Source organism: Hamadaea sp. NPDC051192 (genome assembly GCF_040682475.1).
Taxonomy (GTDB): Bacteria; Actinomycetota; Actinomycetes; order Mycobacteriales; family Micromonosporaceae; genus Hamadaea; species Hamadaea flava.
Map to the genome: position 1 here is coordinate 43,446 of NZ_JBFBAZ010000022.1, position 25,776 is coordinate 69,221.

A 25,776-nucleotide genomic window follows, 5' to 3' on the forward strand; every position below is an offset into this window, starting at 1 on the left:
GGCCCGACGGCGGAGTCCGCCACGGAATGGCCAGCGGCCCGGTGGACGATCCCGGCTCCCGTCTCGGCACGGCCACTGTCCAGTGGGCCTGGGCGGTCCAGTCGAACGGACGTGGACAGTACGAGGAAGCGAATGCCGCCGCCCGCATCGCGGTGGACACCGTCGAGTTCGGGCCCGGCCAGTGGGCACTGGCGGAACTCGTCGAGTCCGCGGCGCGTACCGGGGCGGCCGGTGACCTGCGGGAGGCGCTCGACCGCCTCGGCGACCTGGCCCAAGCGGCCGGGACGGACTGGGCATTGGGCATCGCGGCCCGGACGCGGGGCGTGTCGCCGACCGGGTCCGATCCCGAATCGTACTTCCGGGAAGCACTCGACCGGCTCGCGCGCACGTCGCTGCGTACCGAGTCGGCCCGGACGCATCTGCTGTACGGCGAGTGGCTGCGCCGGCAAGGACGGCGGGTGGACGCGCGGGATCAGCTGCGTACTGCGGTCGACATGTTCAGCACAGCAGGACTCGACGGGTTCACCGACCGGGCGAATCGGGAACTCCGGGCGACCGGTGAAAGCGTCCGTCCACGACGCAACGGACCAGACAACTCGCTCACCGCGCAGGAGTCCGTCATCGCCAGGCTGGCCCGAGCTGGAATGTCCAATCTGGAAATCGGTGTCGAGCTGTTCATCAGTGCGCGAACGGTGGAGTGGCATCTGCGCAAGGTGTACGTCAAGCTCGGCATCTCCTCGCGGCGGGAACTGCGGCGAGTGCTCACCGACAGCCGCGCCCTGCCTGATGGCGCCGGGCTCAGCCCCGTCAGCTCCGGCGACGGTGCCGGGTGAGGCGGGGGATCGGCCGTGGACCGGGGGCGGTGCCGGGCTGGTCCGGCACCGCCCCCGACCGTTTCAGAGGTCCCGCATGGGGCGGAACCCGGCCCGGACCTCGTCGACGAACAACTCTGGCTCCTGCCAGGCGGCGAAGTGGTTGCCCTCGTCCACCTCGTGGAAGTAGATCAGTCCTGGATAGGCCCGTTCGGCCCAGCTCCGTGGCGCCTGGTACAGCTCACGTGGGAACACACTCACCGCGGTAGGCACGGTCGCGCCCTTGACCTCGAAGAAGTCGAGGGTGTTCTCCCAGTAGAGCCGGCCGGACGAGATCCCGGTGTTGGTCAGCCAGGTCAAGCTGACGTTGTCGAGCACCTCGTCCCGGGTCAGGTTGCCGACCGGCCTGCCGTTGAAGGCCGCCATGATGTCGTCGTAGCTGTGCGCGTCGTGGTCGAGCATCCATGCCGCCAGCGCGACCGGCGAGTCCGCCAGGCCGTACAGGGTCTGCGGGCGCAGCTTCATCTCGGTCGCGTACGCGATGCCCTTGCCGTAGACGGCCAGCAGCTGTTCGTAGGCGCGCCGCTCGTCGCCGCTCAAACCGTTGGGCGTGGGCGTTCCGCTCAGCAGCAGCTCGGTCAGCTCCGACGGCACGGTGCCAGGCATGTTGGAGTGGATGCCGACCAACTCCGGCGCGGCGTCGTGCCCCATGACGTCGGTGATCTGCGCGCCCCAGTCGCCGCCCTGCGCGACGAAACGGTCGTATCCCAGCCGCTTCATCAGTGTCACCCAAGCCCGGGCGATGTGCGGCGGATCCCAGCCGGGCGAGGTCGGTTTCCCGGAGAACCCGTACCCGGGCAGGGACGGGACGACCACGTCGAAGGCGTCCGCGGCGTCGCCTCCATACGCCGGCGGGTCGGTCAGCGGGCCGATGACGTCGAGCATCTCGACGATCGACCCGGGCCAGCCGTGCGTGAGGATCATCGGCAGCGCGCTGGGGTGGCTCGACCGGACCTGGACGAAGTGAATCGGCAGGCCGTCGATCTCGGTCATGAACTGCGGAAACGCGTTGATCCGGCGCTGAACCCGACTGTAGTCGTAGCCATCGGCCCAATACGCGGCCAGTTTCTGCATCGTCGCGAGCTGTACGCCCTGTGTCACGTCCGGCACGGTCTCGCGATCCGGCCAGCGGGTCGCCCTGACCCGCTGCCGAAGATCGTCCAGATCCTGCTGAGCGATCTCGACCAGGTACGGGCGAATGGCCGTTTCGGTGCTGGTCACTGACATGGTGCAGCCTCCTGAAGGGTAGGCGGGCCTTTCCCTTCGGAGCCTGACCGAGCGTCGCACTCCTCGGACCCGGGAAAGTCCCTGGTCCGCGTGCTTCAGACAATCGCTACGGTCGGTTGTCGGTGTCGCGCGCATGGCGGGTCGCCCACTCCAGCGCGTAATCGGCCACCTGTTCCCAGCCGGGCTCGACACCGGTGAAGTGCGATCGCTCCGGGAACTCGTAGAGCTCGGTCAGCGAGTCGGAGTCGCGGTACTTCTTCGCGTTGGAACGGATCACCGACGGTGGCATCAGATGGTCCTTGCCGCCGCTGATGAACAGCAAGGGCGCGCGGTCGTCCAGGTCGTAGTCGACCCACGTCTCCTGGTGGCCCGGCTTCCAGTTGGCGATCAGGCCGTACGCCCACACCCAGCTTCCGGGCGCGGGGATGTGCAGCCGGTCGTAGGCCGCGTCAGACTCTTCCCTGGTACTGGTGTTCGCGAAGGCGTAGTGGAACTGTTCCTTGGTGAAGCCCACCGCCCGGTGCCGATTGGCCGGGTTCGACAGGATGGGGAACAGCGACTTGATCTGCGACGGCGGGTTCACCCGTACGCCCTCGGGCGGAGCCGAGTCGATCGTGACGGCGGCCGCGCCAAGCCCACGATTGACCAAGAGCTGGGTGAAGGTCCCACCGAACGAGTGGCCCATGATGATCGGCGGCCGGTCCAGGGCTTCGACCACCTCGATGAGATGGTCGAGCGTCGCGGGGACCGACGCCTCGGCGATGATCTCGGGGTGTTCCCGCAGAGCCTCGACTTCGATCTCGAATCCCGGGTAGGTGGGCACGACGACCTCGTGTCCCTTCGCCTGATAGTGCTCCACCCAGCGGTCCCAGCTCCGGGCGGTCATCCAGAGCCCGTGAATCAATACGATCGGCAAAGTTTCCGTCGTCGACGCGGTCACGGCGATCCCTCCTTAGCGGCTGCGCCAATGGTCGGCCGTTCGGACCACGGCCGCCTCACCCTGCAGGCATGAGGTCGCGGTCAGCTCGGCATCGGCGGCCGGGACACGGCGTCCCGGCCGCCGGCTCACTTCGCCGGACTCACCAGGTTGGGACGTCGGCGCCGGTGGTCACCAGCCAGAGCGCGTGGAACGCGTGGCCGGCGCGGCCGTTGAAGTCGTCGGCCGGGAGCGCCGGGAGGAGGTCCAGCACCGCGCTGATGTGGCCGCACCGGGCTGCTTGGAGGATGAGCAGCTCGGTCGGGCGTTCGCGCCTGGTCCGCGGAGTCTTCTGCAGAGTCGCGTACGCATCGGCGAGCGAGTCGAGGTCGGCCTCGGTCGGCCGCGATCCTGCGGTTCGCGCGTTCGCCTCCGCCCGCTCCACGAGTTCTTCGTAGGCGTAACGGGAACCGTAGATCTCTGCCCAGGTGTGAATCAGGTCGGCGCGGCCGAAGCCGGCGAACAATTCGACGGCCTCCCAGCCGTCGAACCAGCTGTGATCCTGCCACTCGTCCGCGGCGGGGTCCCGGAACGTCAGGACTTCCCGGGCGAGATCCTCGCGTCCGGTGCGAACGAGGTAGGCCAGGAACGGCACGCTGTAGAAGGTGCTGAGGGTTTCGGCGGCGGCCTGCCAGACGGCACGCGCGTCGTCGACGCGACCGCATTCGATGAGCGCCCACGCGACGGACAGGCGGTGCTCGCCAGAGTTCGTCTCGGGTTCGATGGCGGCGCGGGCCCGATCGAACCACGCATCGGCGCGGGCGGTGTCGCCCAGCGCTGCGTAGGCGCCGCCGACTGCGGAGGCCACGAACGCCACGTTGTGTCGGTCGAGTTCGTCCTCGACCTCCTGCTCCGTAAAGGAGAAGATCTGTCGCGCCTGGTCGGCCTGCCCGGCGGCGGCGAGGATCATGGCGACGTCGGCGCATCCCCTGATGTAGTCGACCTGCGTCGGGATCGACTCCAGTAGTTCCGTCGCCTCGGCTGCCTCGCCCCGTCGCGCCCGCAACCGCGCCGCGCAGCGCAGATTCTCGCTGACGTGATAGTCCCAGCCTGAGTGCAGCGCCGCTCGCGCCGAGCGCGCGAACTGAAACAGGTCGTCCACTGTCGCGATGTTGGGCGGCGGCCATTGCCCGGCGACCGTGTCCAGTCCGCTCTGGCCCTGAAACTGCTCCGCATACTTCGTGAGCGGTGAATCGACCTGCTGTGCGCCGGTCGCCGCGTCCGGCACGATCACCAGCTCACCCCACCGAATCGGCCACGCGAAGCGCCGCTCCACCGTCCAGGCGAGGGCGCCGTCGAGCGCGTCGCGCCGATCGGACGGCGCGATCACGAGTCCCGATTCGAAGGCGACCGCCCAGGTACCGTCGTCGAGGGCGAACGTCGGGTCGGCAGTCAGTTCCCCGGAGTCCCGCAGGTTCTCGCCGATGTCCTCGCCGTCGATCTCGAGGGGGCGCAATCCACTGGGGGCTCGCAGGAACGCGAAGTCCCCGATCGTCTCGCCGGTAGCGGCCTGGACGAACCGCAGCGCGCTCGGGCCGACGGCGACGAGTACGCCGTCCGCGCCCCACAGCAGTCCGTACGCATCTTCCGGAGACTCGACGACCGACAGCCGGTCCGGTGCCTGCCCAAGGGACCAGATTTGGATCTGGCCGTTCTCGGTGAGGCCGGCCGCGTGCCGCCCGTCAGGTGCCCAGGCCCACGTGGCGCCGTCGAGTTCTTCGCGGGAGACCTCCTTCAGAGCCGCCGCTACGCCGTAACCGGTGCCGCTTTCGTCGTAGATGAGGACTCTCGGCGTGGCATCCGCGTCGTTGTTCTCGGGCACCACCACCGCCAGCTGAGCGACCCCGTCACGGCTGCCCCAGGAGAGTTCCGATGCGCCAGGGTGGTTGGGCAGAGTGGTGATCTGCCGCCCGGTCGCCGCGTCGGCGATCACCAGGCGGCTGTCGGTCTGATAGGCGACCAGACGTTCGTCCGCGCTCCACGCCGGGATCACCCCGCGGCTCTCGGCCTCGGCGAACCACGACATCCGTCCAGTCGCGACGTCGACGGCGAAGACGAGACCGTCCCCGTAGCCGAGCAGACGCGCGCCATCCCGGGACCAGAAGGCCCGCTCGAGGCCCAGCTGCTCGTCGCCCATCAGGTCGCTGACCGCCGCCGGAAGCTCTTCGGCCAGGAAGCCGACGTTCGGGTTGTCAAGATCGTCGTTGAAGTACAGCGGGCCCTCCGCCAACGGCGCGATGCAGCCCGGCACCGCGCGGCCGGACCACATCGTGATGTGGGCACGCGTACCGTCGGGCGCGAAGGCGAACGTGGGCGGACGCGAGTATCCGTCGGTGACGTTGGCGTGGCCCAGCAGATCGGTGCTCAGCCCGAACGGCTCCCACGACCCCACCACGTTGGTGTTGAAGGCGAACGCGATCCGCTGCCCGTCGGCCGACCACTGGATCATGTGGCCGTAATCGGGCCAGCCCACCCCGCCCTCGATCCCGTGGAGCGTGTTGACGCAGCGCGCGGTGGGCACTTCCCAGATCTGCAGGATGCCGCCCGTCTCGTAGTCGTCGCCGCACCAGCTGCCGACGGCGAGGTGACGGCCATCGGGACTCAGCGCGAACCCGGTGATCTCGGCCGGGTGCCCGTCCGGGTGGCGCAGCAGCGCGCCGGACGTCACGAGTCGCTCGGTCACGAATCGGTGAGCGTCGGTGACGCCGGACCTCTGCTCCAGCTCGGCGAGCCTGGCCCGCAGCGACCGCAGATCCCGGGCCGGGGTGAACGCCGACCAGTCCACTTCCTGCAACGCGGCCAGGACCGCCTCCGGACCGGCGTCCACCGAGGGTAGCGGTGAGCGTACGTCCGAGTAATGTGGAGCGTCCGCGTTGTCGAGAAATTCCATAGTCGGCGACCGTAGCGGATATCTCCGACATTCCCCGTCGGCTCCGTGGTGACCTACACCTGGTGCAGCCAGGCGACGACGAGCACGGCGGCGCCCGCGTAGAGCACGAGGGTCACGGGCAGCACCCACCACCGGCGACGCTCGCCACCCAGCCAGCGCAGCCACGAGCGGCGAAGCCGCACCAGTCCGAGCAGCGCCAGAACGCCGATCGCGATGAACGGGATGCTGATCAGGAAATGGGCGGCCCAAGCGCCACCCTGGGTCGGGCCGCCCCACGCGTTGTCATACGGCCCTGGTTCGACGAGGCCATAGAACACGCCGCGGGCGACACACAGGACGATCATCGCGATCGGAATGAGCGCCAGTACCCCGACAGCGGTAGTCACAGCGGCTTCGCGCGGCTTGATCTTGGTCATGCGGGCGACCTTACGGATCATCCCCCGCGCGGGGCGTCACTCTGCGGAGCCATCTCCGGCGTGGCTCCCCAGTACTACGCGCACGGCGGTTCAGATCTGGGGGAGCGCGCCGAGAAGCTCGGTCGCAGCCGTGACCAGGTCGTGCGCGCGGGAGATCAAGGCGGCGACGACCGCGTTCGTCTCGGTGGCCTTCTCGGTGTCCGCCAGCTGGTGCAATGCGCGGAGGTCCTGGCCGAGCCGATCGACGATCCCGGGCAGGTCCTCCGTGGACTTGCGCAGCTGGCCGGCGATGGATTCCAGGCGAAGACCCGCCTGCTCCAACGTCTGAATCGCGCCGATCAGGCCGACGGCCTGGGCCTCGTACAGCCGGTAGCCCTTCGCCGTGCGCTCGGCAGGTGCGAGAAGACCGAGCTGCGTGTAGTAGTCGACCGTCCTGGAACTGACACCCGCTGTGGCGGCCAGTTCGCCTATCCGCATCAACGCCACGACCAGCCCTTCCTCAGCAACCGTACAGTTACACGTGATAGTTTGCGCCGTGTGGCTGATCCTATCGGCGCGGCGGCCTGAACCCGCAAGCTTTCAGCACTGCTGACATGAAGGGAACGCACTTCCATGGTCTTCAAGAAACTGCTCGCTGGGCTCGGCTTCGGCGGAGTCGAGGTGGACACCGTGCTGTCTGCGCAGCCGCCGGTCACCGGCGGTCAGCTGTCCGGTCAGGTCAACTTGCGGGCCAAGTCCGACACCGACGTCGCGGCGATCACGGTGATCCTGCTGGCGGGTGGGCAGCGTGGCGAGATCGAGCTGGGCCGGTTCGCGGTCGCGGGCGGCCTGCGGGTGATGGACGGGCAGACGCCGTCGATCCCGTTCACCGTCCCGCTGCCGGCGAACACGCCGTTCACCCGGCTCTACGGCAAGACGATGCCCGGCGTCGGCCTGGGCGTACGCACCGAGGTGGCGGTCGCGTCCGGCAGCGGCAAGACCGACTTCGACCCGATGGCGGTGGACGCCGGCCAGGTGCCGCAGAGCATCGTCGACGCGCTCGGCACGATCGGCTGCCGGTTCGTCCGCAACGAGCTGCGAGCGACCCCGGGCCTGCCCGTCCCGGCCGCACAGGCCATCACCTTCTACGCTCCCATCCCGGAGGGGCAGCAACCCGGCCCGCACATCCCGATGCTGACGTTCCTGTTCGCGGGGACGGGAGCGGACGTGACGACGATCTTCGTCGAGCTGGCGTCCCGGCCCGGCGCGGCCGATCGCTATGACCTCTCGCCGGTGGACGTCGAGCGGCTGACGGCCGACAACGGGTGGACGGCGCAGGTCGACCGCTGGGTGGTGGCCGCGCTGGACAAGCTCGGTCAGCCCGCGCCTGTGGCACCCGGTTCCTTCATGCAGCCGCACCAGTCCGGCTACGCGCCGCAGGGCCAGGGGCGTCCCGGGCAGTACGGCTACGCCGGGCAGGGCCACCAGGGCTACAAGTACGGCGGCTACCACGGGCGGCCCGGCATGGGCGGAGCTCTCGCGGCCGGCCTGGGTGGCGCGGCCCTCGGCTTCTTCGGCGGCATGATCATCGGCGACATGATCAGCGACGCGTTCGCTCCTGATGCCGAAGCCGCCGACGGGGCTGGGGCGGAAGACGCCGGGGCCGACAGCGCCGGCTTCGAAGACGCCGGCGCCACCGAAGCCGGCTACGACGGTGGCGGATACGAGGACTTCGGCGGCGGCGATTTCGGTGGCGGCGACTTCGGCGGCGACTTCTGATCCGCTAGACCAGATGAGCCGCCCGCGAAGTACGGCGGGCGGCTCATCTGCGTCACACGCAGGTGGGCGTCAGCCGAGTTCGTAGTCGAGCCAGATGCGATGGGTGCCGTCTGTGTCGACGGCGATGCCGCCGTTGCCGGTGATGCCCTTCAGGGCCTGGGTGCCGCTGGACGGCACGATGGTGAAGAACTCGGCGGTGCGGTCGGCGCCTGACGTGGTGGCGGAATGGGCGAAGGTGAAGGATCCCTCGCTGCCGTTGACCGTGCCCTGGAACGATTCCATGGCCAGATAGGTGCCGACCCCGGTGTCCTGGTCGAACGCCGCTGTGAACAAGGTCGACGACCGGCCGGTGATTTCGCCGTCGAAGAGTTTCTCCATGGTCGCCACGCCGACCGGCGTACCGGTGGACACCGCCGTGGGCTCGGGGCTCAGGCTCGCCGGCACGAAGGACGTCACGGTGAAGGTCGCTGTGGCTCGCATGTGCGCACCCTAGCGCAGCGTGGGCGTTGGATGATCACGGTCCAACAGTTCTGCTGCGACAGCGGAGGAGCACGATGATGGAAGACTCGAACGAATCGAGGATCGGACTCGCGGACGCCCAATGCCGCTTGGCCACTTACGGAACCTTGGCGCCGGGCCGCCAGAACCATCACCAACTCGACGGGCTCGACGGTCGCTGGTTCCGCGGCGAGGTCTACGGCAGGTTCGTCGACGCGGGCTGGGGTGCCAGTCTCGGCTTCCCGGCGATCGTCCTCGACCCCGGCGGAACCGCGGTCGACGTCCACGTCTTCGAGTCGGCCGACCTTCCGGCGCACTGGCCCCGCCTGGACGACTTCGAAGGGCCTAGCTACCAGCGCGTCACGGTGAACGTCCGCACGCCGGCCGGTGTCGTACAGGCGTCGATCTACGCCTTGCGGGCCACGGGACGCGACGACGCGACGAACGCGCGGTCCGCGCCACCTGGGCCGGAATCCGCCAGCTGAGCGTCCACAGCGGACTTATGGCAGGTCGGCTGCGTCAAGCCGGTCGAACGGGCCCGGGCCGTCGTGCGGCCTCGGCGGCGCACCCAGGTGACGGGTACGGAGTTCGTCCATCAGCTCCTCGATGAATGCCGGACCTCCCTCGCGTATCAGCTGGTGCCGACGCCGCAGGCCGTCACTTCCGGGACGCCAGTCCAGTCCCCAGGCGCCCAGGGCGCAGATGATCGGAAGGGTCTGGATGCCGGCTTCCGTGAGGCTGTAGCGGGCGCGCTGCCCTCGAGCCGCGGTGCCACGGGTGAGGATCCCCGCCTCCACGAGCCGCACCAACCGGTCGGCGAGGATGTTCGACGCGATGCCCTCGACCGACCCGGTGAGCAACGCCCGGAAGTAGCGGCGGTCGCCGAAGATGACGTCGCGAAGCACGAGCAGGGACCAGCGGTCGCCGAGTACCTCGACGGCGGCACTGATCGGACACCCAGGTGGTGACTCCACGACTCCTCCTTGACAGGTATGCCGCCCCAACTATAGTGATTGCAAAACGCAATCACTATGGATGGGAAGCGGATGGGCCGTTTCGTTTACTCGATGAACGTGTCCCTCGACCTGCGGATCGAGCAAGTGCCGGGGGACAACGGCGCCGGCGAGTGGCTGCGCATCGACGAGGAACTGCACCGGGAGGCGAACGCCCGGACGCGGGAGCTGGCGCTCATGGTCCATGGCCGGGTCTTCTACGAGGTCATGGAGGAGTACTGGCCGCGCGCGCCGCACGACGCGTCGCTGCCGGACTACATGCGGGAATACGGGGAGATCTGGACTGCCAAGCCCAAGGTGCTCGTCTCGCGTACGCGGCAGACCGCTGATCACGACACGCGGATCATCGGCGGAGACGACGCGATCGAACAACTGGCGGCATTGCGCGCCCAGACCGACGGCATCATCAGCGTGGGCGGCGCGACGCTTGCCACCCAGTTGCTGCGGGCCAAGCTGCTCGACGAGCTGATGCTCTGGACGCATCCGGCGTACCTCGGATTCGGCCGGCCGTTGTTCGACGACTACGACAAGCCGATCGACTTCGAGCTGTTGGAGCAGCGAACACTCCGATCGGGCGTCACGATGCACCGCTACGCCATCTCCGAAGTAAGCGAGGCGCGCACATGATGAGGGAAGTCGCGAAGGGCGTACGGGTCCACGAGAGTGAGTTCATCGAGAGCAACGCCGTTGTCGTGCAAGGCGAAGCGGGTGTGCTGCTCGTAGACGCCGGGATCACCGACCGAGAAATGAGCGCGATCGCCGACGACCTTCGAGTACTGGGTGGACCTGTCGTGGCGGGGTTCTCGACGCATCCACACTGGGATCACCTGCTCTGGCACACCACGCTGGGCGAAGCGCCGCGCTACGGCACCGCCCGCTGTGCGGCTGAGATCGAAGCGTTCCTGTCGAACGTGAACTGGCGGGACCTCGTCGCCGAGGATCTGCCGCCGGAGATCGAGGTGCCGCTGGACCTGTTGGGCCAGATCGGCGGCCTGCCCGCTGGAGCGGCGCGGATTCCGTGGGACGGCCCGGAAGTCCGGATCATCGAGCATCGGGCGCACGCGGCCGGCCACGCGGCCCTGCTCGTCGAAGAGCGTGGCGTCCTCATCGCCGGCGACATGCTCTCCGACGTTCTGATTCCGATGCTCGATCTGAACGGCGCCGGGGACCCGATCGAGGAGTACCTCGCCGGGCTGCGGCTGCTCGAGGGCGTGGCGGGTGACGTCGACGTCGTCATCCCGGGGCACGGATCGGTCGGCGGAGCCGTTCAGGTGCGCGAGCGGATCGAGCAGGATCGGGCGTACTTGCTCGCCTTGCGAGCGGGCGAGGAGCCCAGCGACCCGCGGATCGGCGCGTCGGCCAAGCCCGGCTGGGAGTGGGTGACTGACGTGCACGAGGGGCAAGCCCAGCGCCTGGCCGAGCTGGCCGGACGCGACGGCGCAGCAGGATAGGACCGTGCGGGCGGATCGTCCGCCTCAGCCGGAAACGGATGACAGTTCGGGCTCGCGCGTGAGGAACTCGGTCAGCTCCTGGCGCGGCAGCGGCGCCGAGATGTGATAGCCCTGGGCGTACGCGACGCCGAGTTCGGCCAGCATCCGCAACTGGGCGGGGTTCTCGACGCCTTCAGCGGTCACCCGCAGGCCGAGCCGCTGGCCGAGATCCGCCAGCAACTGGACGATCGTGCGGTCTTGGGCGCTGTCGGCCATCCCCGCGACGAACATCCGGTCGATCTTGAACCCGTGGATGGGCAGGGCCGACATATAGCGCAGGTTGGTGGCTCCGGTGCCCATGTCGTCCAGGGTGAAGCGGACGCCGTGGTCGCCGAGCCGCGCCAGCCGGTCCGCGACCTCGGTCAACGCGGGCAGGTCGGCGTCCTCGGGCAGTTCCATGCGCAGCCGGCCGGGCGTGATGCCGGTGGTGGCCAGCACGTCGCTGATCATGGCGTCGAAGTCCGTACGCAGGGACGCGCGGGAGATGTTGACGTTCACCCACTGCGGTGCGCGTACGCCGAGTTCGTGACGCAGTTCGGCGAGGTCGTGACAGGCCTGGCCGAATACCCACCGATCGAGCGTGGGAAGGCTGCCGTCGCGGGCGAACGCCGGCAGGAACCGGTCCGGAGCCAGCAGTCCCCGCGTCGGGTGCTCCCAGCGCACCAGCGCCTCCGCGGAGACGATCGAGCCGTCGAGGGTGTCCGCGATGGGCTGGTAGTAGACGCGCAGCTGGCCGGTGTCGATCATGGCGTCGATGGCGGGCTCGTCGTGCCCGTTCGGCTCGTCGGCCCGCTGGACGGGCAGCTCCGGCCCGTCGGCGCGGTCGGCGAGCTCGCGGAACAGCCGGCTGATCGGCAGCAGCCCCGTCTCGCCGTCGGGGAGATCGACGAGCAGCTAGTCATGCCTCTGGGCGTCGGGCGTGGTGAGCAGCAGGTGGGCGGTTTTGGCCAGGCTGGTGTCCCAGCTCACGCGCAGCGCGTCCCACGCCGCGGCGTTGCCGACCGCTCCGGTGCTCTGGCTGCCGGCGCGTCCTTCGCTGAGCTGGGCGCGCGACAGCAGCCCCCGCCGGTCGCCATCGCGTACGACCGCTGCGGAGGTCTCGGCCCGTAGCCGCAGCACCGTGGCCAGCTGACGACCGGTCATCGTCGCCGGCACGGTGACGGCGGGCGCCGCCAGAACTCCCACATTCTCCGCGAACCTCACCTACCAGAACCTTTCGTGTCGGATTGGATGCCCTTCGAGGTTAACAATCGACGGCAGTAGAACCCAACGGCTCGCTGCCGGACGGCTCTCGGCCAGCGGTGCGGCGTGCGTACGGTGTGACCGGATCGACCTGCCGAGCCCCGGACGGGTGGTGGCCTGCGTCACCGAGCAGCGTTTCCCTGCGGTTCGCGTGGATGTCACCAGGCCGGTACATCTAGTTGGTTGATCACCGGCACGCTCGCGACGACCCCCATCGTCATCGAGGAGCGTGCTGTCTCATGCGCCTGCCCACCATCCGCGTAGCCGTGCTCGGCGCGGCCCTGCTCGCCGTCGTCGGCGCCGGCGTGTACGCCCTGACGCCGGTCGCGACCGCCGCCCCGGGAGCGCCCGGTACGCGGCCCGACTTCTGCGGCCACGACAACCGCAACACCCCGTTCGCCCAGTACCTGTGCGCGCAGGCCGGTGACCTGCTCGACGTGCGCATCGGCGACGTCCACCCGACGCAGCCGTCCCTGGGCTACGACGAGGTGTACTACAAGCTCGGCCGCTACACCCTCGGCAAGGACGCGATCAACAAGAAGTTCGACGACTGGTGCGAGACCGACGGCCGGATCGCCGCCGCCAGCGTGCAGGCCGGTGCGCGGTTGGACGACCCGGCGTCGTTCACCTGTGAGCTGCCGGTCGGCGGGGAGACCGCCGACAGTGTCGCCGCGATGAAGACCGTGGTCATCGGCCCAGGCGGCGAACCCTTCCTCACCGACGGCCACCACACCCTGACGTCGTTCTACGAGACTCCGGACGGTGGCGCGAACCTGCACGTGCGCCTGCGGGTCCAGGCCAACCTGTCGACCCTGACCCGGCAGGACTTCTGGGCTCAGATGCAGGCCAGCAAGTGGGTGTATCTGCGTCAGCCCGACGGCGCCGCGATCACGGTCAACAAGCTGCCCACCAGCGTCGGCCTGGCCAACTTCACCAACGACAGGTACCGCAGCCTGCTCTACTTCGGCCGCGACATCGGCTACGCCCAGAACGGGCTGCCGTTCCAGGAGTTCTACTGGGGCAGTTGGGTCCGGGACGCCGAGCCGGTCGACCTGACCGCGTGGAACCAGAACGACCTGGCGAGCTACCTGGCCACCGTCAAGACACTGACCCAGACGATGACGGCGCTGCCGGGCGACAGCATGATCGACAGTGGTTTCACCGCTTCCCAGCTCGGCGTCCTCGCCGCGTGGAACGACGGCAAGGCGGCGAACAAGGGCGAGTTCGACAAGCTCGCCAAGCCGTACAGCGACGCCAAGCCCGGCAAGCTCGCGTACACGCTGGAGTTCAAGAAGCTGCACAACCTGGCGTGACGGCGGATCTGACCGGCGCCCACCGCTGGGCGCCGGTCAGGACGCGGGCACAGCCGCTGCGCCGCCGGATCGGGTTAGGTCAGGACGCGGCGGTACGCACTGCGCCGACCGGGTCGGTGACCGCCGGAAAGTCGTTGTGCTGCAACAGAATGCGGGCGGCGGCGATGGCCTGCGGCGTGTCGGGGAACACCCGGCCCTGATCGGCGAGCCGCGACAGGACGCCGGTCGCGGCGATGGCGCGCTCGTGGCCTGGTCGTAAGCCGGACAGGTAGACCGTGATGCCCCGGCGTTCGAGCCGTTCGATCGCGTCGCGGAGCACGGTCGCGCCGGTGCCGTCGATCGTCAGCACCCGGGACATGCGCAGGATGACCACGCGTACGTCGGCTACGTCGGACAGGTCCAGCAGGAAATGATGCGCGGCGGCGAAGAACAGCGGGCCTTCGAGGCGGTACGCGACGATGTGCTCCCGCAACAGCGCCGCCTCCTCGGCGTGGTGGTCGGTGACGTCGAGCGGCACTGTCTCCAATGTGGTCGCCCGGGCGATGCGGCGGATCGCCAGCACGCAGGCGACGGCCAACCCGATGCCGACGGCGGCGACCAGGTCCAGGACCAGGGTGGCGGCGGCGGTCAACGCCAGGATCAGCGCGTCCGACCGCGTCGAGCGGGCCAGCGCCGCCAGCGAACTCACCTCCACCATGCGTACCGCCGTGGCGAGCAGGACCCCGGCCAGCGCCGCGAGCGGGATGTGGGCGACCAGCGGAGCAGCCGCGAGCATGATGACGGCCAGGGTGATCGCGTGGGTGAGCGACGCGAGCCGGGACTGAGCCCCAGCGCGGACGTTCACCGCCGTACGCGCAATGGCCGCAGTGGCCGGCACCCCGCCGAACAAGGGCGTGACCAGGTTTGCGACGCCCTGGCCGAACAACTCCCGGTCGGGGTCGTGCCGCTGACCCACGCTCATGCCGTCGGCGACGGTCGCCGACAGCAGGCTCTCCAGCGCGGCGAGGGCGGCCACTGCCAGCGCCGACGTGAGCAGACCGGGCACGGCGGCCAGGTCGAGGAAGCCGAGGGACGGGGCGGGCAGCGTGGCGGGCAGCGCGCCGATGGTGGCGATCGGCAGCCCGGACAGAGCTGTCGCGAGAGTCGCCGCGGCGACGGCGAGCAGCGAGAACGGGATGGTGGGCCGCCACCGCGCTCCAGCGAGCATCACCGTCGCGACCGCGAGTGCGAGACCGAGCGCGGCCCAGTGCGGTGCCCGGACGAAGTCGACGACCGCGTGCCAGGCGGCCACCGTGACCTTCTCCCCACTGGCCGCCTCGACGCCCAGCGCCGCCGGGACCTGCTGCAGGAAGATGACGGCCGCGATGCCGACGGTGAACCCCTCGACGACCGGAGCCGGAACGTAGCGGACGTAGCGTCCGGCGCGCATGACGGCCAAGGCGACCAGGAAGACGCCGGCGATCAGCCCGACGGTGAGCACGCCGCCGGGCCCGTAGCGATGCACGATCGGGACGAGCACCACGGTCATCGCCCCGGTCGGACCGGAGACCTGCAGGTTCGAGCCGCCGAACAGGGCGGCCAGGGCGCCCGCCACGATGGCGGTGGCCAAGCCCGCCGCCGCGCCGAGCCCGGAGGTGACGCCGAAGCCCAGCGCCAGCGGCAACGCGACGACCGCCACGGTCAGCCCGGCGATCAGATCGGTACGCGGCCGGCGCAGCATCCCCGCCAGGTCGGAGCGTGTGGGCAGCAGCCGGGTCAGCGTGCTCATCGGGCGGCGGCCGGTTCGTCGCGCAGCGCCTCCAGCAGCTCGGACTGTCCTTCGATCATCTCGGTGAGGAAGCGGCGGGCGGCGGCCATGAGATCGGCGACATCCGGCCCGGCCAGTTCGTAGACCACCGATCCGCCGTCCCGGCGGGAGGTCACGATCCCGGCCCGACGCAGCACCGCCAGCTGCTGCGACAGGCTCGAAGGCTCGATCTCCACGTCGGCCAGCAGATCGCGGACGGCCAGCGGGCCGTCGCCGAGCAACTCCAGGACCCGGATCCGCACGGGGTGGCCGAGCGTACGGAAGAACTCCGCCTTCCTCTGATACAGCGGAACCACGCGCAGCACCCCTCCCGAGCCACCCTTGCAGGACATGAGCAATTGAAGGTTTCTGCAAGTCGGCATTCGCCGATGGGGTGGCCGGATGTGATCCAGGTCATGCTCAGTCGACGGGCGGCGCGCTCAAACGGATGCCCAGGCCTCGAACCGTGTGCAGATAACGGGGCGCCCGGATGTCGTCGTCGAGCTTCTGGCGCAGCCAGCAGAGATGCACGTCGAGCGTACGGGTGGTCGAGGTGGGCGACCGATGCCAGATGTTCGTCAGCAGCTCCTTCTTGCTGACGATCATGTCCGGATGGTGCATGAGATAGCTGAGCAGGTCGTACTCGCGGTCGGACAGGTGCAGCAGCCGGCCGTCGAGCCAGGCCTGCCGTCCGGCGCAATCAAGGGTCAGCCCGCCGACGACGAGCAGCGCTGTCGAAAGGCTGGGCGGCTCGGTGTGACGAGCGTCCGCCTGCGCCGGTCGAGGTGACGGAGCGAGGACGGTGATCTGCGCGCGTACCGTCGCCCACACGATCTTGCCATCGTCGACGGCCCGCGCGCCCCAAGCTGCGGCGTACTGGGCGACTCGTTCCAGCCCGGTCGTCTGATCCCAGGTGACCGGCTCGGCTCTGGCGGCTGCCAGGATCGGGACTCGGCGACTGCGGTCGTGCACCCGAATGCGGAGCAGATCCTGTTGCAGCGACACGGTCAGCCGCACGACGCCCCCGACATGGCTGAGCGCGTTGGTCACCAGCTCGGCCGTGACGGATTCGGCTGGGGCCGCCAGGTCGGGCACGCCCCAGGTGAGGCAGGCGGCCCGCGTTTGATCGAGTGCCTTCGTCATGGACTGCGGCCGCGAATCGAGCGCCAGGTGCAGCCAGCGATGCGGGGTGACGAGGCCCGCGAGGAAACGGGCTGCCGCGACCGTGGGACAGATGATCAGGTGCCGGCCAGCTGCCCCGGACTTCAGCTCCGCCGCGCGGTCTTCCGGCAGGACGTAGACCAGGGAGACGCCACTGCGGGCAGCCCGCCGCTGCTCGGTGGCCAGCGCAGTCGGCAACATCGGAAGGACCGAGGTCACCTCGGTGAGGTCCACGACGATTCCGGCCGGGTCGTCGGACAGGCATTTGCTGACGATCCGCCGCAGCCGGACATGCCCGTCGCGCGCGAACTCGCCGGCCAGCCACGCCAGCCAGACCCCGTTCCGCCAGTCGTGCTCGATCGAGGAAGTGAGCACGGTGGATACGCTAGGCTCGTCGCTCCATGTGGTCCAGATCACAAGTCCCGATCGGTACGACGAGCACGATTCGATGACCGGATGGCGCATAGAGGTGCGTTGATCGGATGATGGCTGTCACGAGCGGTCGATCCTCAGTGTGCTGTCGAACATGGACCAGGCGGCCCAGAACGCCGGCCCGAGGCTGTCGGTGCCGGCGGCTATCCTGCCCCGCATGTCGACATTGTCTGCTCAACCACCTGCGTGGCGTATCCGACCGATGTGGACCAGTCTGGCACCAAAGGGCGGCCTGTGCTGCCCGCCGATGGGCTCCGCCGACGGCCACACCTCCTGGGTGATGGCGGTGACGACGTCGGTCCTCGACGGCCGTCCGGTGGCGGTCACCGGAAGCGGTGATCACACCGTCCGGCTATGGGACCTGAAAACGGGTGAGCAAGTCGGCGCCCCTTGGATCGGTCACACGAGCGAGGTGCGGGCGATCGCCGTGTCTGATCTGGCCGGTGTCCCCATCGTGATCAGCGGAGGCAGCGACGGCGTCGTTCGGCTGTGGGAGCTCGCCTCGGGCCGGCCGGTGGGGGAGCCGATCGACCTGCGGGCCGACACCATTTGGGGCTTCGCGATCGCGGAGCGTCGGGGTCGCCGCGTGGTGGTCACCGGCTGCCACGACAGGACGGCCCGGGTGTGGGATCTGGACACGGGCCAGGAGGTGATGACACCGATCCGTGGCCACACCGGTCCGGTGTACGCGGTCGCGACCGTGATGCTGGACGGTCGCTGGGTCGCCGTCACCGCCGGCGACCGGACCGTCCGGGTGTGGGACCTGGACACCGGCGAACCCGTAGGCAGCCCGTTCACCGGCCACACCGACCACCCTGACCACCCCGGCCAGGTCAGCACGCTCGCGGTCGCGGAGCTGGCCGACGGCCGGCCGGTGGCGGTCTCCAGCGGCTACCGCCTGGCCACCTTCGTGTCGGACCTGGCCACCGGACTACCCGTGACCGACCTTCCGATAGCCGCCGACTGGAACACCGACCTCGTGTCGACAGCTGTCGTGCACGGCCGGCCAGTGGCGTTGGTCTGCCGCGGAGACACGCCGACCATCCAGGTGTGGGACCTGAGCTCCGCCGAGCTGGTCGGCGAGCTGTTTCCCCAGCACCCCCGCAATGTGATCGGGGTGACAACGGCGATGGTGGACGGCCGCCAGGTGGTGGTGTCGACGTGCGACCGAGGCACCATCCGGGTGTCCGAGCTGGTCATCGGCGAGCCCATCGACAAGCCCGTACGCCACGACGCCGAGATCAAGGCGGTGGCCACCACGACGGTAGGCGGCCGGCCGGTGGTGATCACCGGCGGCGACGACGAGACCGTCCGGGTCTGGGAGCTGTCGACCGGCGACCAGGTGTGCGCGCCGCTGACCGGTCACACCGGCGCGGTCACAACGGTCGCGGCGACCACCGTGGACGGGCGGGCGGTCGCCGTCACGGGAGGCGCCGACGGGACCGTGCACCGCCGGGACCTGGACCTGGGGAAACCGGCAGGCGCACCACTGGCTGCCCACCACCGTCCGATCACGTCGATCGGGGCCGATGGCACCGACGGCCGGCCCCGGGCCATCACCGCCGGCGACGACAAGAAGATCCGGCTGTGGGATCTGCGTACGGGGGAGGAGACCGGCAAGCCGCGCGCCAGTGACCACCGTTGGGTGCACGACCTCGCCACCACCACGCTCGACGGCCGCCCGGTCGCCGTCCTCGGCCGATGGGGCGGCGGCTTCAAGGTCCGCGACCTCACCACCAACCGCGACACCAGCGTCCAGACCACCGGCGGCAACGGCAAACCGGTCCGGCTCGTGGCCGCGACCGTCGCGGCCGGCCGATCCCTCGCCGTCACCACCTATGACGACTGGCGCGACGTCCAGGTGAAGGTGTGGGACGTCGCCACCGCCCAGCAGATCGGCCACCTGGGCCGCCAACACCTGGACGCGCTCGCCGCCGCCACGGTCGACGGCCATCCGGTCGCGGTCGTCGCGATCCACCGGACGGTGTCGGCGTACAGCCTCGTCACGTTCGACAAGATCAGCCCGGACCTGGAGCTTCCTGAGCAGGTCGCCGCGGTCGACGTCACCGCCGACGGCCACATCGTCGTCTGCTTCGACCGCGACGTCGCGGTGTTCACCACCGACCCCGTGCGTTGACCCCCAGGCGGAACAATTCAGGCGGGAACCGCTGATTCGGCGAGCAGGGGCAGGACGTGGCGGCCGACGCGTTCTGCCTCCTCGCGGTGCGGCCAGCCGGACAGGATGAACTCCGACAGGCCGAGCGCGGCGTACTCGCGCAGCCGTTCGGCCACCTCGGCGTAGCTGCCGACCAGGGCCGTTCCGGCGCCCTCGCGGACCAGGCCGACGCCCGCCCACAGGTTCGGCGCGATCACCAGCTTCGCCGCGCTGCCGCCGTGCAGGGCCGCCATCCGGGCCTGGCCCACAGAGTCCATTGTGGAGAACCGGGCCTGCGCGGCCGCGATGCGCTCGGGGCTCATCCCGGCCAGCAGCCGGTCCGCCTCCGCCCAGGCCTCCTCGGCGGTCTCGCGCGCGATGACGTGCAACCGGATGCCCAGGCGCAGCTCACGGCCGTGCGCGGCGGCGAGCGTACGCATGCGGTCGGCTCGTCGGGCGATCGCCGCCGGCGGCTCGCCCCACATCAGATAGGTGTCGGCCAGCCGCGCCGCGACCTGCTCCGCCGCCGGCGAAGCGCCGCCGAAGTACACGGGAACCGCCGGCGACTGCGGCTGCTTCAGGCCGCCTCGCTCGATGCGGAAGTGCTCGCCGTGGAAGTCGAACGGCTCGCCCACGAACGACTCGCGCAGCACCTGCAGGAACTCGCGGGTCCGGGCGTACCGGGCGTCGTGGTCCAGGAAGTCGCCGTAGGCGCGCTGCTCGCCGCTGTCGCCGCCGGTCACGACGTTGAGCGCCAGGCGATCGCCGGCCAGCTGCGTGAAGGCCTGCGCCTGCTGCGCGATCAGCGTCGGCAACGCGAAACCCGGTCGCAAAGCGACCAAGAACTTCAATCTACTGGTACGCGCGGCGACGGCCGAGCACACGATCCACGGGTCGGGGCAGCCGGACCCGACGGGGGTGAGCGCGCCGGTGAATCCGTTATCCTCGGCGGCTTCGGCGACCTCGGCGAGGTAGTCCAAGGTGGCGGCCCGGCGATGGTCGGCGGCCCCGGCGGTGACGGTCGCCGCGCCGACCTGATCGCCGTCGCCCGACGTCGGGAGGAACCAGTGGAAGCGCAACACGCAGTAAGCCTATCGGCTTAGTGGGAGATTGGCGAGTCAGCTGACCGTCCTGGGCTGGGCCGACAGGATCACCTGACGCCAGCCGTCCGTGTCGACCGTGCCCGCCTCGACCAGGTCGGTCCCGTCGCCGGCCGGGCTCCGGTCGAGGAAGCGGTGGAGCGAGCCGTCGGGCGCGTGGCCGAAGCACACGCCGCCGCCGGGGCAGACGAGGCTGGTCAGATCCGGCGCGAAGGGGGTCGTCGAGGCCGCTACGATCCAATCGTTCGCGCCGCGGATGCGATAGGAAGTGGGCCGCCCATCGGGGGCCGTACCCAGGAGGCGATCCGGACCGGTCGTGGTCAGCGTCGTCAGGGCGAACCCGGAGCCGATCACGAGCGGGCCGGTGAGGTTGGCCGCCTCCGGCTTACTCGCCGTCACCGTCCAGCGCGTCAGCACGCCGTCGGCGATGCCATAGAGGTGGCCGTCGCCGTCGTACACCAGCGGGCCGGCCGGCCAGCCGTCACCGAGGTGCACGGGGGCGTTGAACGTCAGCGACGTGTTGTTGGCGAGCACGTCGATGCGGTGAAGGCCGCCGGACGCCGTCGTGGCCAGGACGGTGGTCAGGTTGAGCGTCGCCATCGCGGCGGGCACGAAACCGAGCGACTCCGACGACACCACCGGGCCATGCGTACGCGTTCCCGTGGCCGCGTCGACGACCGCGTAGGTCAGCCGGCCGTCGGGCCGGACTCCGTAGATCGACGCCGAGCCCTGCGGCCACCGGTCCGCCTTGGAACCGCCCAAGGTCGCGGCGGTGCCTGGGCGGAGCGGGATCAGTCTCATGGCCGCAGAGTCTGTCGGTCCGAGGTCCACCCAGGACAGCGACAACCCCTACAGCCGACCTACACATTCGTCCGCGCGGGATGGAAGGCCAGGCCCAGGCGTAGCGCCCGCTCCGTCAACCCGAGGTCGGCCAGGATCCGGTCGCCGGCGGCCCGATGCTCGGCCGCACGGCCGTGATCGGCCAAGGCGTACCAGGCGTGGCCGAGGCGGGCCTGCATCCGGGCGGCCTCCAACGGCAACCGCAACCGCTGCCAGGTAGCGAGCGCGTCTTGATACGGCGTGATCGCCGCCTGCGGACGCCCTTGGGCCATCGCGAGATCGCCCAGCGAACGCATGCCGTACGCCGTGCTCCCGGCGTCGCGCAGCCGGTCGAAGGTGGCGACGGCGGACCGGATCAGCCGATCGGCGGTACGCCACCGGCCCCGCACCAGGGCGAGGTCACCGAGCCGCCATTCGGCGTACGCCCGCGCGGCGTCGTGACCAGTGGCGCGGCTCAGCGCCAGGGCTTCCCGCAACGCCGTCTCCGCGTCCGCCGGCCGGCCCGCGTCGGCGAGCACCTCGGCGTGGCTGAGCAGTCGCAGCGCGATCATCACCGGCGCGCCCTCCCCGCGCTGGAGCGCGACCGCGCGTTCCGACAACGGCAGCGCGTCGTGCGGCCGACCGGCTTCGGTGTACGCCAACGCCAGTGCGGCCAGCGCCGTGGCCAGCATCCGTGACTCGTCCGAGCAGGCCGCGAGGGCGTCCTCGTAATGGCCGATCGCCTCGCCGAGCCGGCCTCGGCGTTTGGCGTACAGCCCAGCCTGGACCAGCGCACGGATCAGCAGGTCGGCCTGGCCGAGCGCGCGGGCGGCAGCCAGCATCTCGCTCGTCAGCTCGGGCATCCCGGCGTCGAGGTCGTGATCGAGCAACGCCGAGAACAACGTCTGCGCCACTCGCAGCCGCAGCTCGTCGAGGCCGCCCGCACGGACCGCCGCCAGCGCCTGGCGCAGGGTGGCGATGTGGTCGTCGCGATGACCGCGTACGCGTAGGAAACCAGCCAGCCGCAGGGCGAGCGTCCCCGCCACGTCGGCGTGACCGAGCCGGATCGCCTGACCCACCGCCGTGACCAGAGTGCCGCGTTCGGCGTCGAACCATTCGCCCGGCGCGAGCCGCGCGGTCTCGGCGGGCTGGGCCGGCGCGTCACCGAGCGTGAGACCGGTGCCGTAGCCGAAGCCGTGCCCCAGGTCCTCGTCGGCCCCGGCGGCCAGGGCCGTCCACGATCGCAGCAGATCGGCGACGATCCGCTCCGGCGTGCCGGGACTCTCCTCGTCGTAGGCCCGCTCGCGGGCGAACTCGGCGATGAGGTCATGCAGGCGGAATCGCTGCTGGCCGACCGCGTCCGCGCCGATCGCCTCGACAAGGTGGACGTTGACCAGCTCGTCGAGGTCGTCCTCGGCCGAGTGCGGAGGCGAAGCCGGCTGGAACAGCTCGTCGGCGACCCAGGCCGGCCAGTCCTTCGTCCAGACCAGCCCCAGCCGCCGCAACAGACGCCGCTGCTCCGGACGCAACGATTGGTAACTGAGCCCGATGCTGGCCCGCACGTCGAGATCGCCGACCGACAACGCGTCCAGCCGCCCGTGCTCGGCCGTGAGGCGGCGGCCCAACTCCGCGACCGTCCAGTGTGGCCGGACCGCCAACCGCCCGGCGGCGATGCAGATGGCCAGGGGCGAATAGCCGCACGCGTCGGCCACCTGCGTCGCCGCGGTCGGCTCGTCGGCGATTCGTGCGTCGCCCGCGATCCGAGCCAGCAGGCGCACCGCGTCCGTGCTGTCCAAGGCCGGCACCGTCCACCGGGTCGCGCCCAGCAACGCCCCCAGCTGGCGGCGGGAGGTGACGACGGTCGCGCAGCCGTCGGGCGGCGGCAGCAGCGGCCGGACCTGCTCCTCGGTGGCCGCGTCGTCCAGGACGAGCAGCATCCGGCGGCCCGCGAGCGCGCTGCGGTACGCGGCCAGCCGCTCGTCCGGGTCCGCCGGCACCTCCGCCTTGGGTACGCCGAGCGCCCGCAGAAACCGCCCGAGGACGGCGTACGCGTCGACCGGGTCGGGTTGGGCGCCCCGGAGGTCGGCGAACAACTGCCCGTCGGGGAACTCCGGGGCGAGCTGGTGCCCGATCGCGACGGCCAGCGCGGTCTTGCCGATCCCGCCGGGTCCCACCAAGAGCACCGGGCTCGGGTCGGTGGCGGCGATCAGGTGCGCGGCCACCTCCGCGATCATCGGCTCCCGGCCGGTCAACGGAGTAGGCGGCGGCAGTTGGCGCGGGACGCGTACCGGGGACTCGGTGGTGACCTCCGGCTCCCGCTGCGCCGGTGGCGCGGACGGCCGGGCGGCTGCGACGACGAATGCGGCCCGCTGGTCGTCGGCCAGCCCCAACGCGTCAGCCAGCCGGGTCACCGTGTGCTGATGCGGGAACCGCCGCGCGCCGCGTTCGAGGGCGCCGACCGCCTGGCTGCTGATGGCCGCCCGGTCGGCCAGCTGTTCCTGGGTGAACCCCGCGTCGCGGCGGAGTTCACGCAGCAGCGCGCCGAACGACGACGTCAAGTCTCACCCCTCAGCTCCGACGTGGTTCCGGCAGGGTCGCGTCGAGCTGGGACATCGTAGCGAGTCTCCGGTCGGGTGACGTCGTCCGTCGTCCGGGTGGGCGAGTCGATCAACTGATCGTCGGCCCAGCGGTGGTCGAGGTCGGCCGTTCCGATGTCGGTCATGCGCTCCATGATCGAGCCGGGTGAGCAGCCGTTCGTTGAACTTATGTGCTCACTCGCAGGCGTCGGCGGCTGTGTCGCCAGCCGTGCCGGCGTTCAGGAGCCGGCGGATCTCGCCGGGCGTACGCCCGAACTGGCCCCGGACGACCCGGATCAGGTGGGCCTGATCGGCGAACCCGTACGCGTGCGCCAGCTCGCGCAGGTTCGGCGCACCCTGTTGGATGTCGGCCAGCACCGCGCGTACGCGCAACCGGTTCCGGTACGCCGTCACCGTCATCCCGGTGACGGCCTGGAAGACGCGGCTCAGGTGATGCCGGGAGGCGCCCGCGATCGTGGCGAGTTCGTCGAGCCCGCGCCGGTAGCCGCCGTCGCCCAGCGCCTCCACCGTCCGGTCGACCATGCGGCGGTGGACCTGCCGCGTGCCGAACCGCATCGTGCGCCCGTCGCGGCGGGCCGAGCGCTCCGGCGCGGCGAGCGCGTGGACGAGCAGGTCGATCCGCTCGGCCAGCTCCACCGGGTCGAGACCCCGCCGGCACGCCGCGACCAGGGCACGATGCCGCAGGAAGAGGTCGTCGCTGACCTGCCGCGCGCCGGGCGCGAGATCGAGATAGGGCTCCTCGGCGTACTGGAGGACGGTGGACCGGTCGTCGAATCCGGCGGGATGTGCGACGGTGAGCTGGTCGCCGGGCCGGACGACCACGGCCGACATCGTGTCTACAAAGGATTCCTCGCGGTGTACGCGATGGAGGAAGCCGCCGCCGGACACCAGGATCACCGTGTACACCCCGACCGGTTGGGTGCCGAAGAATCCGACGTTGCGCATGCGGCACACCACGTCGAACAGGTCGACGTCGGCCAGATGGCCCAGGAAGCTCAGGCCGCCCGGACCCTCGACGCCGCGCCAGGCATCCGAATCGCCCATGGCGCCCATCGTAGGGAGTTCCGGCCGTCAATAGTTTCCTGCGAATGGAGTGCCGGGCCGGACGCCGCCATGCGTCCGGCCCGGCGGAACGGCGGCAGGCTACGCCACATCGATGGCGAAGTCGGCCACCACGCCGTTGTGATCGGAGTTCGTGCCGGTGACGATCCGATAGTCGGTCATCCACATCACCTGGGACGACTCCACGCGCTTCCAGAAGTACACGTAGTCGATGTGCCGGACGTCGTGCGTCGGCGTGGCCTTGACTCCCAGGATGTTGTAGACGGAGCGAAGGTTCGGCAGCTCGTTGGCCTCGAACACCTTCCACGGGAACTTCGCGTAGCCGACCCTCCGGTCGGCCTCGAAGTCGACGTTCAGGTCGCCGCTGACGATGACCTGCCCCTCGTCCTTCTTCCGCGCCGCCAGCTCCTTGACCTCCTGGAACTGCTGCTCCGCGCACTGCGTCCGGGGCAGGTCGGTCGGGTGGCCGTTGTCCTCGATGCTGGCGTTGGCGTGGAAGTTGATGTGGAACACGACGCGGCCGCTGGCCTTGTGCTTGTACTTGACCCAGTTGTTGTACCGGGCCGGGGGCACCTCGCCGGGCCCGTTGGTGTCGCACACGAAGTTCGAGCCCTTGTCGAGCACGTCGAACATGCTCTTCTTGGCCAGCAGCGCCTCGGCGGACGCGTTGTACGGGGTGGGGGAGTAGAACCACCAGCCGTTGTCGGCGGCCCAGGTCTGGAGGAAGTCACGGCGGTTGGCGACCTCGTTGAGGCCGACCAGGTCCGCCTTCGAGGTGATCAGCCGCAGATCCTCGGCGAACTGCGCCTGGGTCAGCTCGTTGAGGATGTTCAGCGTGCCCGCCTGGAAGGTGACGTTCACGGCGGCGGCGGGGGTGGCCGGCAGGAGCCCCGCCAGGGTCGCCACCACGGCGACCAGGGCGGTGCTCAGGCTTCTCCGGGGCATGGACACGGTCCCTTTCACGAAAGC

General features: G+C 70.1%; 25 protein-coding genes. 7 read left to right on the top strand and 18 right to left on the bottom strand.

Going from position 1 to position 25,776, the window contains the following annotated elements; genetic code table 11:
• The first annotated feature begins 494 nt into the window (after nt 1-494).
• On the top strand, nt 495-833 hold the full coding sequence (locus tag AB0M47_RS12380; RefSeq protein ID WP_363412231.1) for a helix-turn-helix transcriptional regulator: 339 nt from the start codon (nt 495-497) through the stop codon (nt 831-833).
• Nucleotides 834-896: 63 nt separating this feature from the next.
• Here AB0M47_RS12380 and AB0M47_RS12385 read toward each other — a convergent pair whose 3' ends face one another.
• The 5 genes from AB0M47_RS12385 to AB0M47_RS12405 all read right to left on the bottom strand — a co-directional run bounded on the left by AB0M47_RS12385 (nt 897) and on the right by AB0M47_RS12405 (nt 6,858).
• Entirely contained in the window at nt 897-2,099 is a 1,203-nt protein-coding gene (locus AB0M47_RS12385; RefSeq protein WP_363412147.1) for an epoxide hydrolase family protein, read from the bottom strand.
• Nucleotides 2,100-2,205: 106 nt separating this feature from the next.
• Nucleotides 2,206-3,039 carry an alpha/beta hydrolase gene (locus AB0M47_RS12390; RefSeq protein ID WP_363412149.1) on the bottom strand — a complete coding sequence of 278 codons (834 nt, stop codon included), beginning with the start codon at nt 3,037-3,039 and terminating at the stop codon, nt 2,206-2,208.
• A 139-nt stretch (nt 3,040-3,178) separates the two neighbouring features.
• Complete coding sequence (locus AB0M47_RS12395; protein WP_363412151.1) at nt 3,179-5,965, bottom strand: WD40 repeat domain-containing protein; 2,787 nt, start codon at nt 5,963-5,965, stop codon at nt 3,179-3,181.
• 53 nt (nt 5,966-6,018) lie between these two features.
• Nucleotides 6,019-6,381 (bottom strand): hypothetical protein, encoded by a 363-nt coding sequence (locus AB0M47_RS12400; RefSeq protein WP_363412153.1) that lies wholly within the window; start codon nt 6,379-6,381, stop codon nt 6,019-6,021.
• Between the two features lie 90 nt (nt 6,382-6,471).
• On the bottom strand, nt 6,472-6,858 hold the full coding sequence (locus AB0M47_RS12405; protein ID WP_363412233.1) for a MerR family transcriptional regulator: 387 nt from the start codon (nt 6,856-6,858) through the stop codon (nt 6,472-6,474).
• A 135-nt stretch (nt 6,859-6,993) separates the two neighbouring features.
• Here AB0M47_RS12405 and AB0M47_RS12410 point away from each other — a divergent pair, with 135 nt between their 5' ends.
• Nucleotides 6,994-8,139 carry a sporulation protein gene (locus AB0M47_RS12410; protein ID WP_363412155.1) on the top strand — a complete coding sequence of 382 codons (1,146 nt, stop codon included), beginning with the start codon at nt 6,994-6,996 and terminating at the stop codon, nt 8,137-8,139.
• A gap of 69 nt (nt 8,140-8,208) precedes the next feature.
• On the opposite strand, the gene AB0M47_RS12415 is transcribed toward AB0M47_RS12410, so the two are convergent.
• The gene (locus AB0M47_RS12415) at nt 8,209-8,619 is read right to left on the bottom strand and encodes a DUF3224 domain-containing protein (RefSeq protein ID WP_363412157.1); all 411 of its coding nucleotides are present in this window, start codon (nt 8,617-8,619) and stop codon (nt 8,209-8,211) included.
• 77 nt (nt 8,620-8,696) lie between these two features.
• Between AB0M47_RS12415 and AB0M47_RS12420 the strand changes: the two genes are divergently transcribed.
• On the top strand, nt 8,697-9,122 hold the full coding sequence (locus tag AB0M47_RS12420; protein WP_363412159.1) for a gamma-glutamylcyclotransferase: 426 nt from the start codon (nt 8,697-8,699) through the stop codon (nt 9,120-9,122).
• A gap of 15 nt (nt 9,123-9,137) precedes the next feature.
• On the opposite strand, the gene AB0M47_RS12425 is transcribed toward AB0M47_RS12420, so the two are convergent.
• Entirely contained in the window at nt 9,138-9,611 is a 474-nt protein-coding gene (locus AB0M47_RS12425) for a helix-turn-helix domain-containing protein (RefSeq protein WP_363412161.1), read from the bottom strand.
• 72 nt (nt 9,612-9,683) lie between these two features.
• Here AB0M47_RS12425 and AB0M47_RS12430 point away from each other — a divergent pair, with 72 nt between their 5' ends.
• Complete coding sequence (locus AB0M47_RS12430; protein WP_363412163.1) at nt 9,684-10,277, top strand: dihydrofolate reductase family protein; 594 nt, start codon at nt 9,684-9,686, stop codon at nt 10,275-10,277.
• Nucleotides 10,274-11,101 (top strand): MBL fold metallo-hydrolase, encoded by an 828-nt coding sequence (locus AB0M47_RS12435; protein ID WP_363412165.1) that lies wholly within the window; start codon nt 10,274-10,276, stop codon nt 11,099-11,101. Before AB0M47_RS12430 ends, AB0M47_RS12435 begins: the two co-directional genes overlap by 4 nt.
• A gap of 24 nt (nt 11,102-11,125) precedes the next feature.
• On the opposite strand, the gene AB0M47_RS12440 is transcribed toward AB0M47_RS12435, so the two are convergent.
• Complete coding sequence (locus tag AB0M47_RS12440) at nt 11,126-11,887, bottom strand: EAL domain-containing protein (RefSeq protein ID WP_363412167.1); 762 nt, start codon at nt 11,885-11,887, stop codon at nt 11,126-11,128.
• A 147-nt stretch (nt 11,888-12,034) separates the two neighbouring features.
• Complete coding sequence (locus AB0M47_RS12445) at nt 12,035-12,343, bottom strand: hypothetical protein (protein WP_363412169.1); 309 nt, start codon at nt 12,341-12,343, stop codon at nt 12,035-12,037.
• Nucleotides 12,344-12,621: 278 nt separating this feature from the next.
• Between AB0M47_RS12445 and AB0M47_RS12450 the strand changes: the two genes are divergently transcribed.
• Complete coding sequence (locus AB0M47_RS12450) at nt 12,622-13,695, top strand: ParB/Srx family N-terminal domain-containing protein (RefSeq protein ID WP_363412171.1); 1,074 nt, start codon at nt 12,622-12,624, stop codon at nt 13,693-13,695.
• 79 nt (nt 13,696-13,774) lie between these two features.
• On the opposite strand, the gene AB0M47_RS12455 is transcribed toward AB0M47_RS12450, so the two are convergent.
• The 3 genes from AB0M47_RS12455 to AB0M47_RS12465 form a co-directional block, all read right to left on the bottom strand.
• A complete protein-coding gene (locus AB0M47_RS12455) occupies nt 13,775-15,463 on the bottom strand; it encodes a SulP family inorganic anion transporter (RefSeq protein WP_363412173.1) in 1,689 nt (562 codons plus the stop codon).
• On the bottom strand, nt 15,460-15,834 hold the full coding sequence (locus AB0M47_RS12460) for a metalloregulator ArsR/SmtB family transcription factor (RefSeq protein WP_363412175.1): 375 nt from the start codon (nt 15,832-15,834) through the stop codon (nt 15,460-15,462). Before AB0M47_RS12460 ends, AB0M47_RS12455 begins: the two co-directional genes overlap by 4 nt.
• 67 nt (nt 15,835-15,901) lie before the next feature.
• Nucleotides 15,902-17,017, bottom strand: coding sequence for a winged helix-turn-helix domain-containing protein (locus tag AB0M47_RS12465; protein ID WP_363412177.1), 1,116 nt, complete (start codon nt 17,015-17,017; stop codon nt 15,902-15,904).
• 304 nt (nt 17,018-17,321) lie between these two features.
• Between AB0M47_RS12465 and AB0M47_RS12470 the strand changes: the two genes are divergently transcribed.
• Nucleotides 17,322-19,211, top strand: a complete 1,890-nt coding sequence (locus tag AB0M47_RS12470; RefSeq protein WP_363412179.1) for a WD40 repeat domain-containing protein — start codon at nt 17,322-17,324, stop codon at nt 19,209-19,211.
• Nucleotides 19,212-19,228: 17 nt separating this feature from the next.
• Here the strand turns inward: AB0M47_RS12470 and AB0M47_RS12475 are convergent, their stop codons facing one another.
• The 6 genes from AB0M47_RS12475 to AB0M47_RS12500 all read right to left on the bottom strand — a co-directional run bounded on the left by AB0M47_RS12475 (nt 19,229) and on the right by AB0M47_RS12500 (nt 25,752).
• Nucleotides 19,229-20,311 carry an LLM class flavin-dependent oxidoreductase gene (locus AB0M47_RS12475; RefSeq protein WP_363412181.1) on the bottom strand — a complete coding sequence of 361 codons (1,083 nt, stop codon included), beginning with the start codon at nt 20,309-20,311 and terminating at the stop codon, nt 19,229-19,231.
• Between the two features lie 36 nt (nt 20,312-20,347).
• The gene (locus AB0M47_RS12480; protein ID WP_363412183.1) at nt 20,348-21,130 is read right to left on the bottom strand and encodes a hypothetical protein; all 783 of its coding nucleotides are present in this window, start codon (nt 21,128-21,130) and stop codon (nt 20,348-20,350) included.
• A gap of 59 nt (nt 21,131-21,189) precedes the next feature.
• Nucleotides 21,190-23,706: a helix-turn-helix domain-containing protein gene (locus AB0M47_RS12485; protein WP_363412185.1), complete on the bottom strand. Its 2,517-nt coding sequence runs from the start codon at nt 23,704-23,706 to the stop codon at nt 21,190-21,192.
• Nucleotides 23,703-23,870 carry a hypothetical protein gene (locus tag AB0M47_RS12490; protein WP_363412187.1) on the bottom strand — a complete coding sequence of 56 codons (168 nt, stop codon included), beginning with the start codon at nt 23,868-23,870 and terminating at the stop codon, nt 23,703-23,705. The genes AB0M47_RS12485 and AB0M47_RS12490 overlap by 4 nt, the downstream gene beginning before the upstream one ends.
• A 49-nt stretch (nt 23,871-23,919) precedes the next feature.
• Entirely contained in the window at nt 23,920-24,789 is an 870-nt protein-coding gene (locus tag AB0M47_RS12495; RefSeq protein ID WP_363412188.1) for an AraC family transcriptional regulator, read from the bottom strand.
• Between the two features lie 99 nt (nt 24,790-24,888).
• Nucleotides 24,889-25,752, bottom strand: a complete 864-nt coding sequence (locus AB0M47_RS12500) for an endonuclease/exonuclease/phosphatase family protein (protein ID WP_363412190.1) — start codon at nt 25,750-25,752, stop codon at nt 24,889-24,891.
• Nucleotides 25,753-25,776: the final 24 nt, after the last annotated feature.

What these genes read in the sequence shown, in the direction of transcription:
- AB0M47_RS12420 (WP_363412159.1), top strand. Translation starts at nt 8,697, where the DNA reads ATGGAAGACTCGAACGAATCGAGGATCGGACTCGCGGACGCCCAATGC.
- AB0M47_RS12470 (WP_363412179.1), top strand. Translation starts at nt 17,322, where the DNA reads ATGGGCTCCGCCGACGGCCACACCTCCTGGGTGATGGCGGTGACGACG.
- AB0M47_RS12400 (WP_363412153.1), bottom strand. Translation starts at nt 6,381, where the DNA reads ATGACCAAGATCAAGCCGCGCGAAGCCGCTGTGACTACCGCTGTCGGG.
- AB0M47_RS12495 (WP_363412188.1), bottom strand. Translation starts at nt 24,789, where the DNA reads ATGGGCGATTCGGATGCCTGGCGCGGCGTCGAGGGTCCGGGCGGCCTG.
- AB0M47_RS12460 (WP_363412175.1), bottom strand. Translation starts at nt 15,834, where the DNA reads ATGTCCTGCAAGGGTGGCTCGGGAGGGGTGCTGCGCGTGGTTCCGCTG.
- AB0M47_RS12480 (WP_363412183.1), bottom strand. Translation starts at nt 21,130, where the DNA reads ATGAGACTGATCCCGCTCCGCCCAGGCACCGCCGCGACCTTGGGCGGT.
- AB0M47_RS12395 (WP_363412151.1), bottom strand. Translation starts at nt 5,965, where the DNA reads ATGGAATTTCTCGACAACGCGGACGCTCCACATTACTCGGACGTACGC.
- AB0M47_RS12450 (WP_363412171.1), top strand. Translation starts at nt 12,622, where the DNA reads ATGCGCCTGCCCACCATCCGCGTAGCCGTGCTCGGCGCGGCCCTGCTC.
- AB0M47_RS12385 (WP_363412147.1), bottom strand. Translation starts at nt 2,099, where the DNA reads ATGTCAGTGACCAGCACCGAAACGGCCATTCGCCCGTACCTGGTCGAG.
- AB0M47_RS12490 (WP_363412187.1), bottom strand. Translation starts at nt 23,870, where the DNA reads ATGACCGACATCGGAACGGCCGACCTCGACCACCGCTGGGCCGACGAT.
- AB0M47_RS12380 (WP_363412231.1), top strand. Translation starts at nt 495, where the DNA reads ATGTTCAGCACAGCAGGACTCGACGGGTTCACCGACCGGGCGAATCGG.
- AB0M47_RS12415 (WP_363412157.1), bottom strand. Translation starts at nt 8,619, where the DNA reads ATGCGAGCCACAGCGACCTTCACCGTGACGTCCTTCGTGCCGGCGAGC.
- AB0M47_RS12500 (WP_363412190.1), bottom strand. Translation starts at nt 25,752, where the DNA reads ATGCCCCGGAGAAGCCTGAGCACCGCCCTGGTCGCCGTGGTGGCGACC.
- AB0M47_RS12430 (WP_363412163.1), top strand. Translation starts at nt 9,684, where the DNA reads ATGGGCCGTTTCGTTTACTCGATGAACGTGTCCCTCGACCTGCGGATC.
- AB0M47_RS12440 (WP_363412167.1), bottom strand. Translation starts at nt 11,887, where the DNA reads ATGATCGACACCGGCCAGCTGCGCGTCTACTACCAGCCCATCGCGGAC.
- AB0M47_RS12405 (WP_363412233.1), bottom strand. Translation starts at nt 6,858, where the DNA reads ATGCGGATAGGCGAACTGGCCGCCACAGCGGGTGTCAGTTCCAGGACG.
- AB0M47_RS12410 (WP_363412155.1), top strand. Translation starts at nt 6,994, where the DNA reads ATGGTCTTCAAGAAACTGCTCGCTGGGCTCGGCTTCGGCGGAGTCGAG.
- AB0M47_RS12435 (WP_363412165.1), top strand. Translation starts at nt 10,274, where the DNA reads ATGATGAGGGAAGTCGCGAAGGGCGTACGGGTCCACGAGAGTGAGTTC.
- AB0M47_RS12455 (WP_363412173.1), bottom strand. Translation starts at nt 15,463, where the DNA reads ATGAGCACGCTGACCCGGCTGCTGCCCACACGCTCCGACCTGGCGGGG.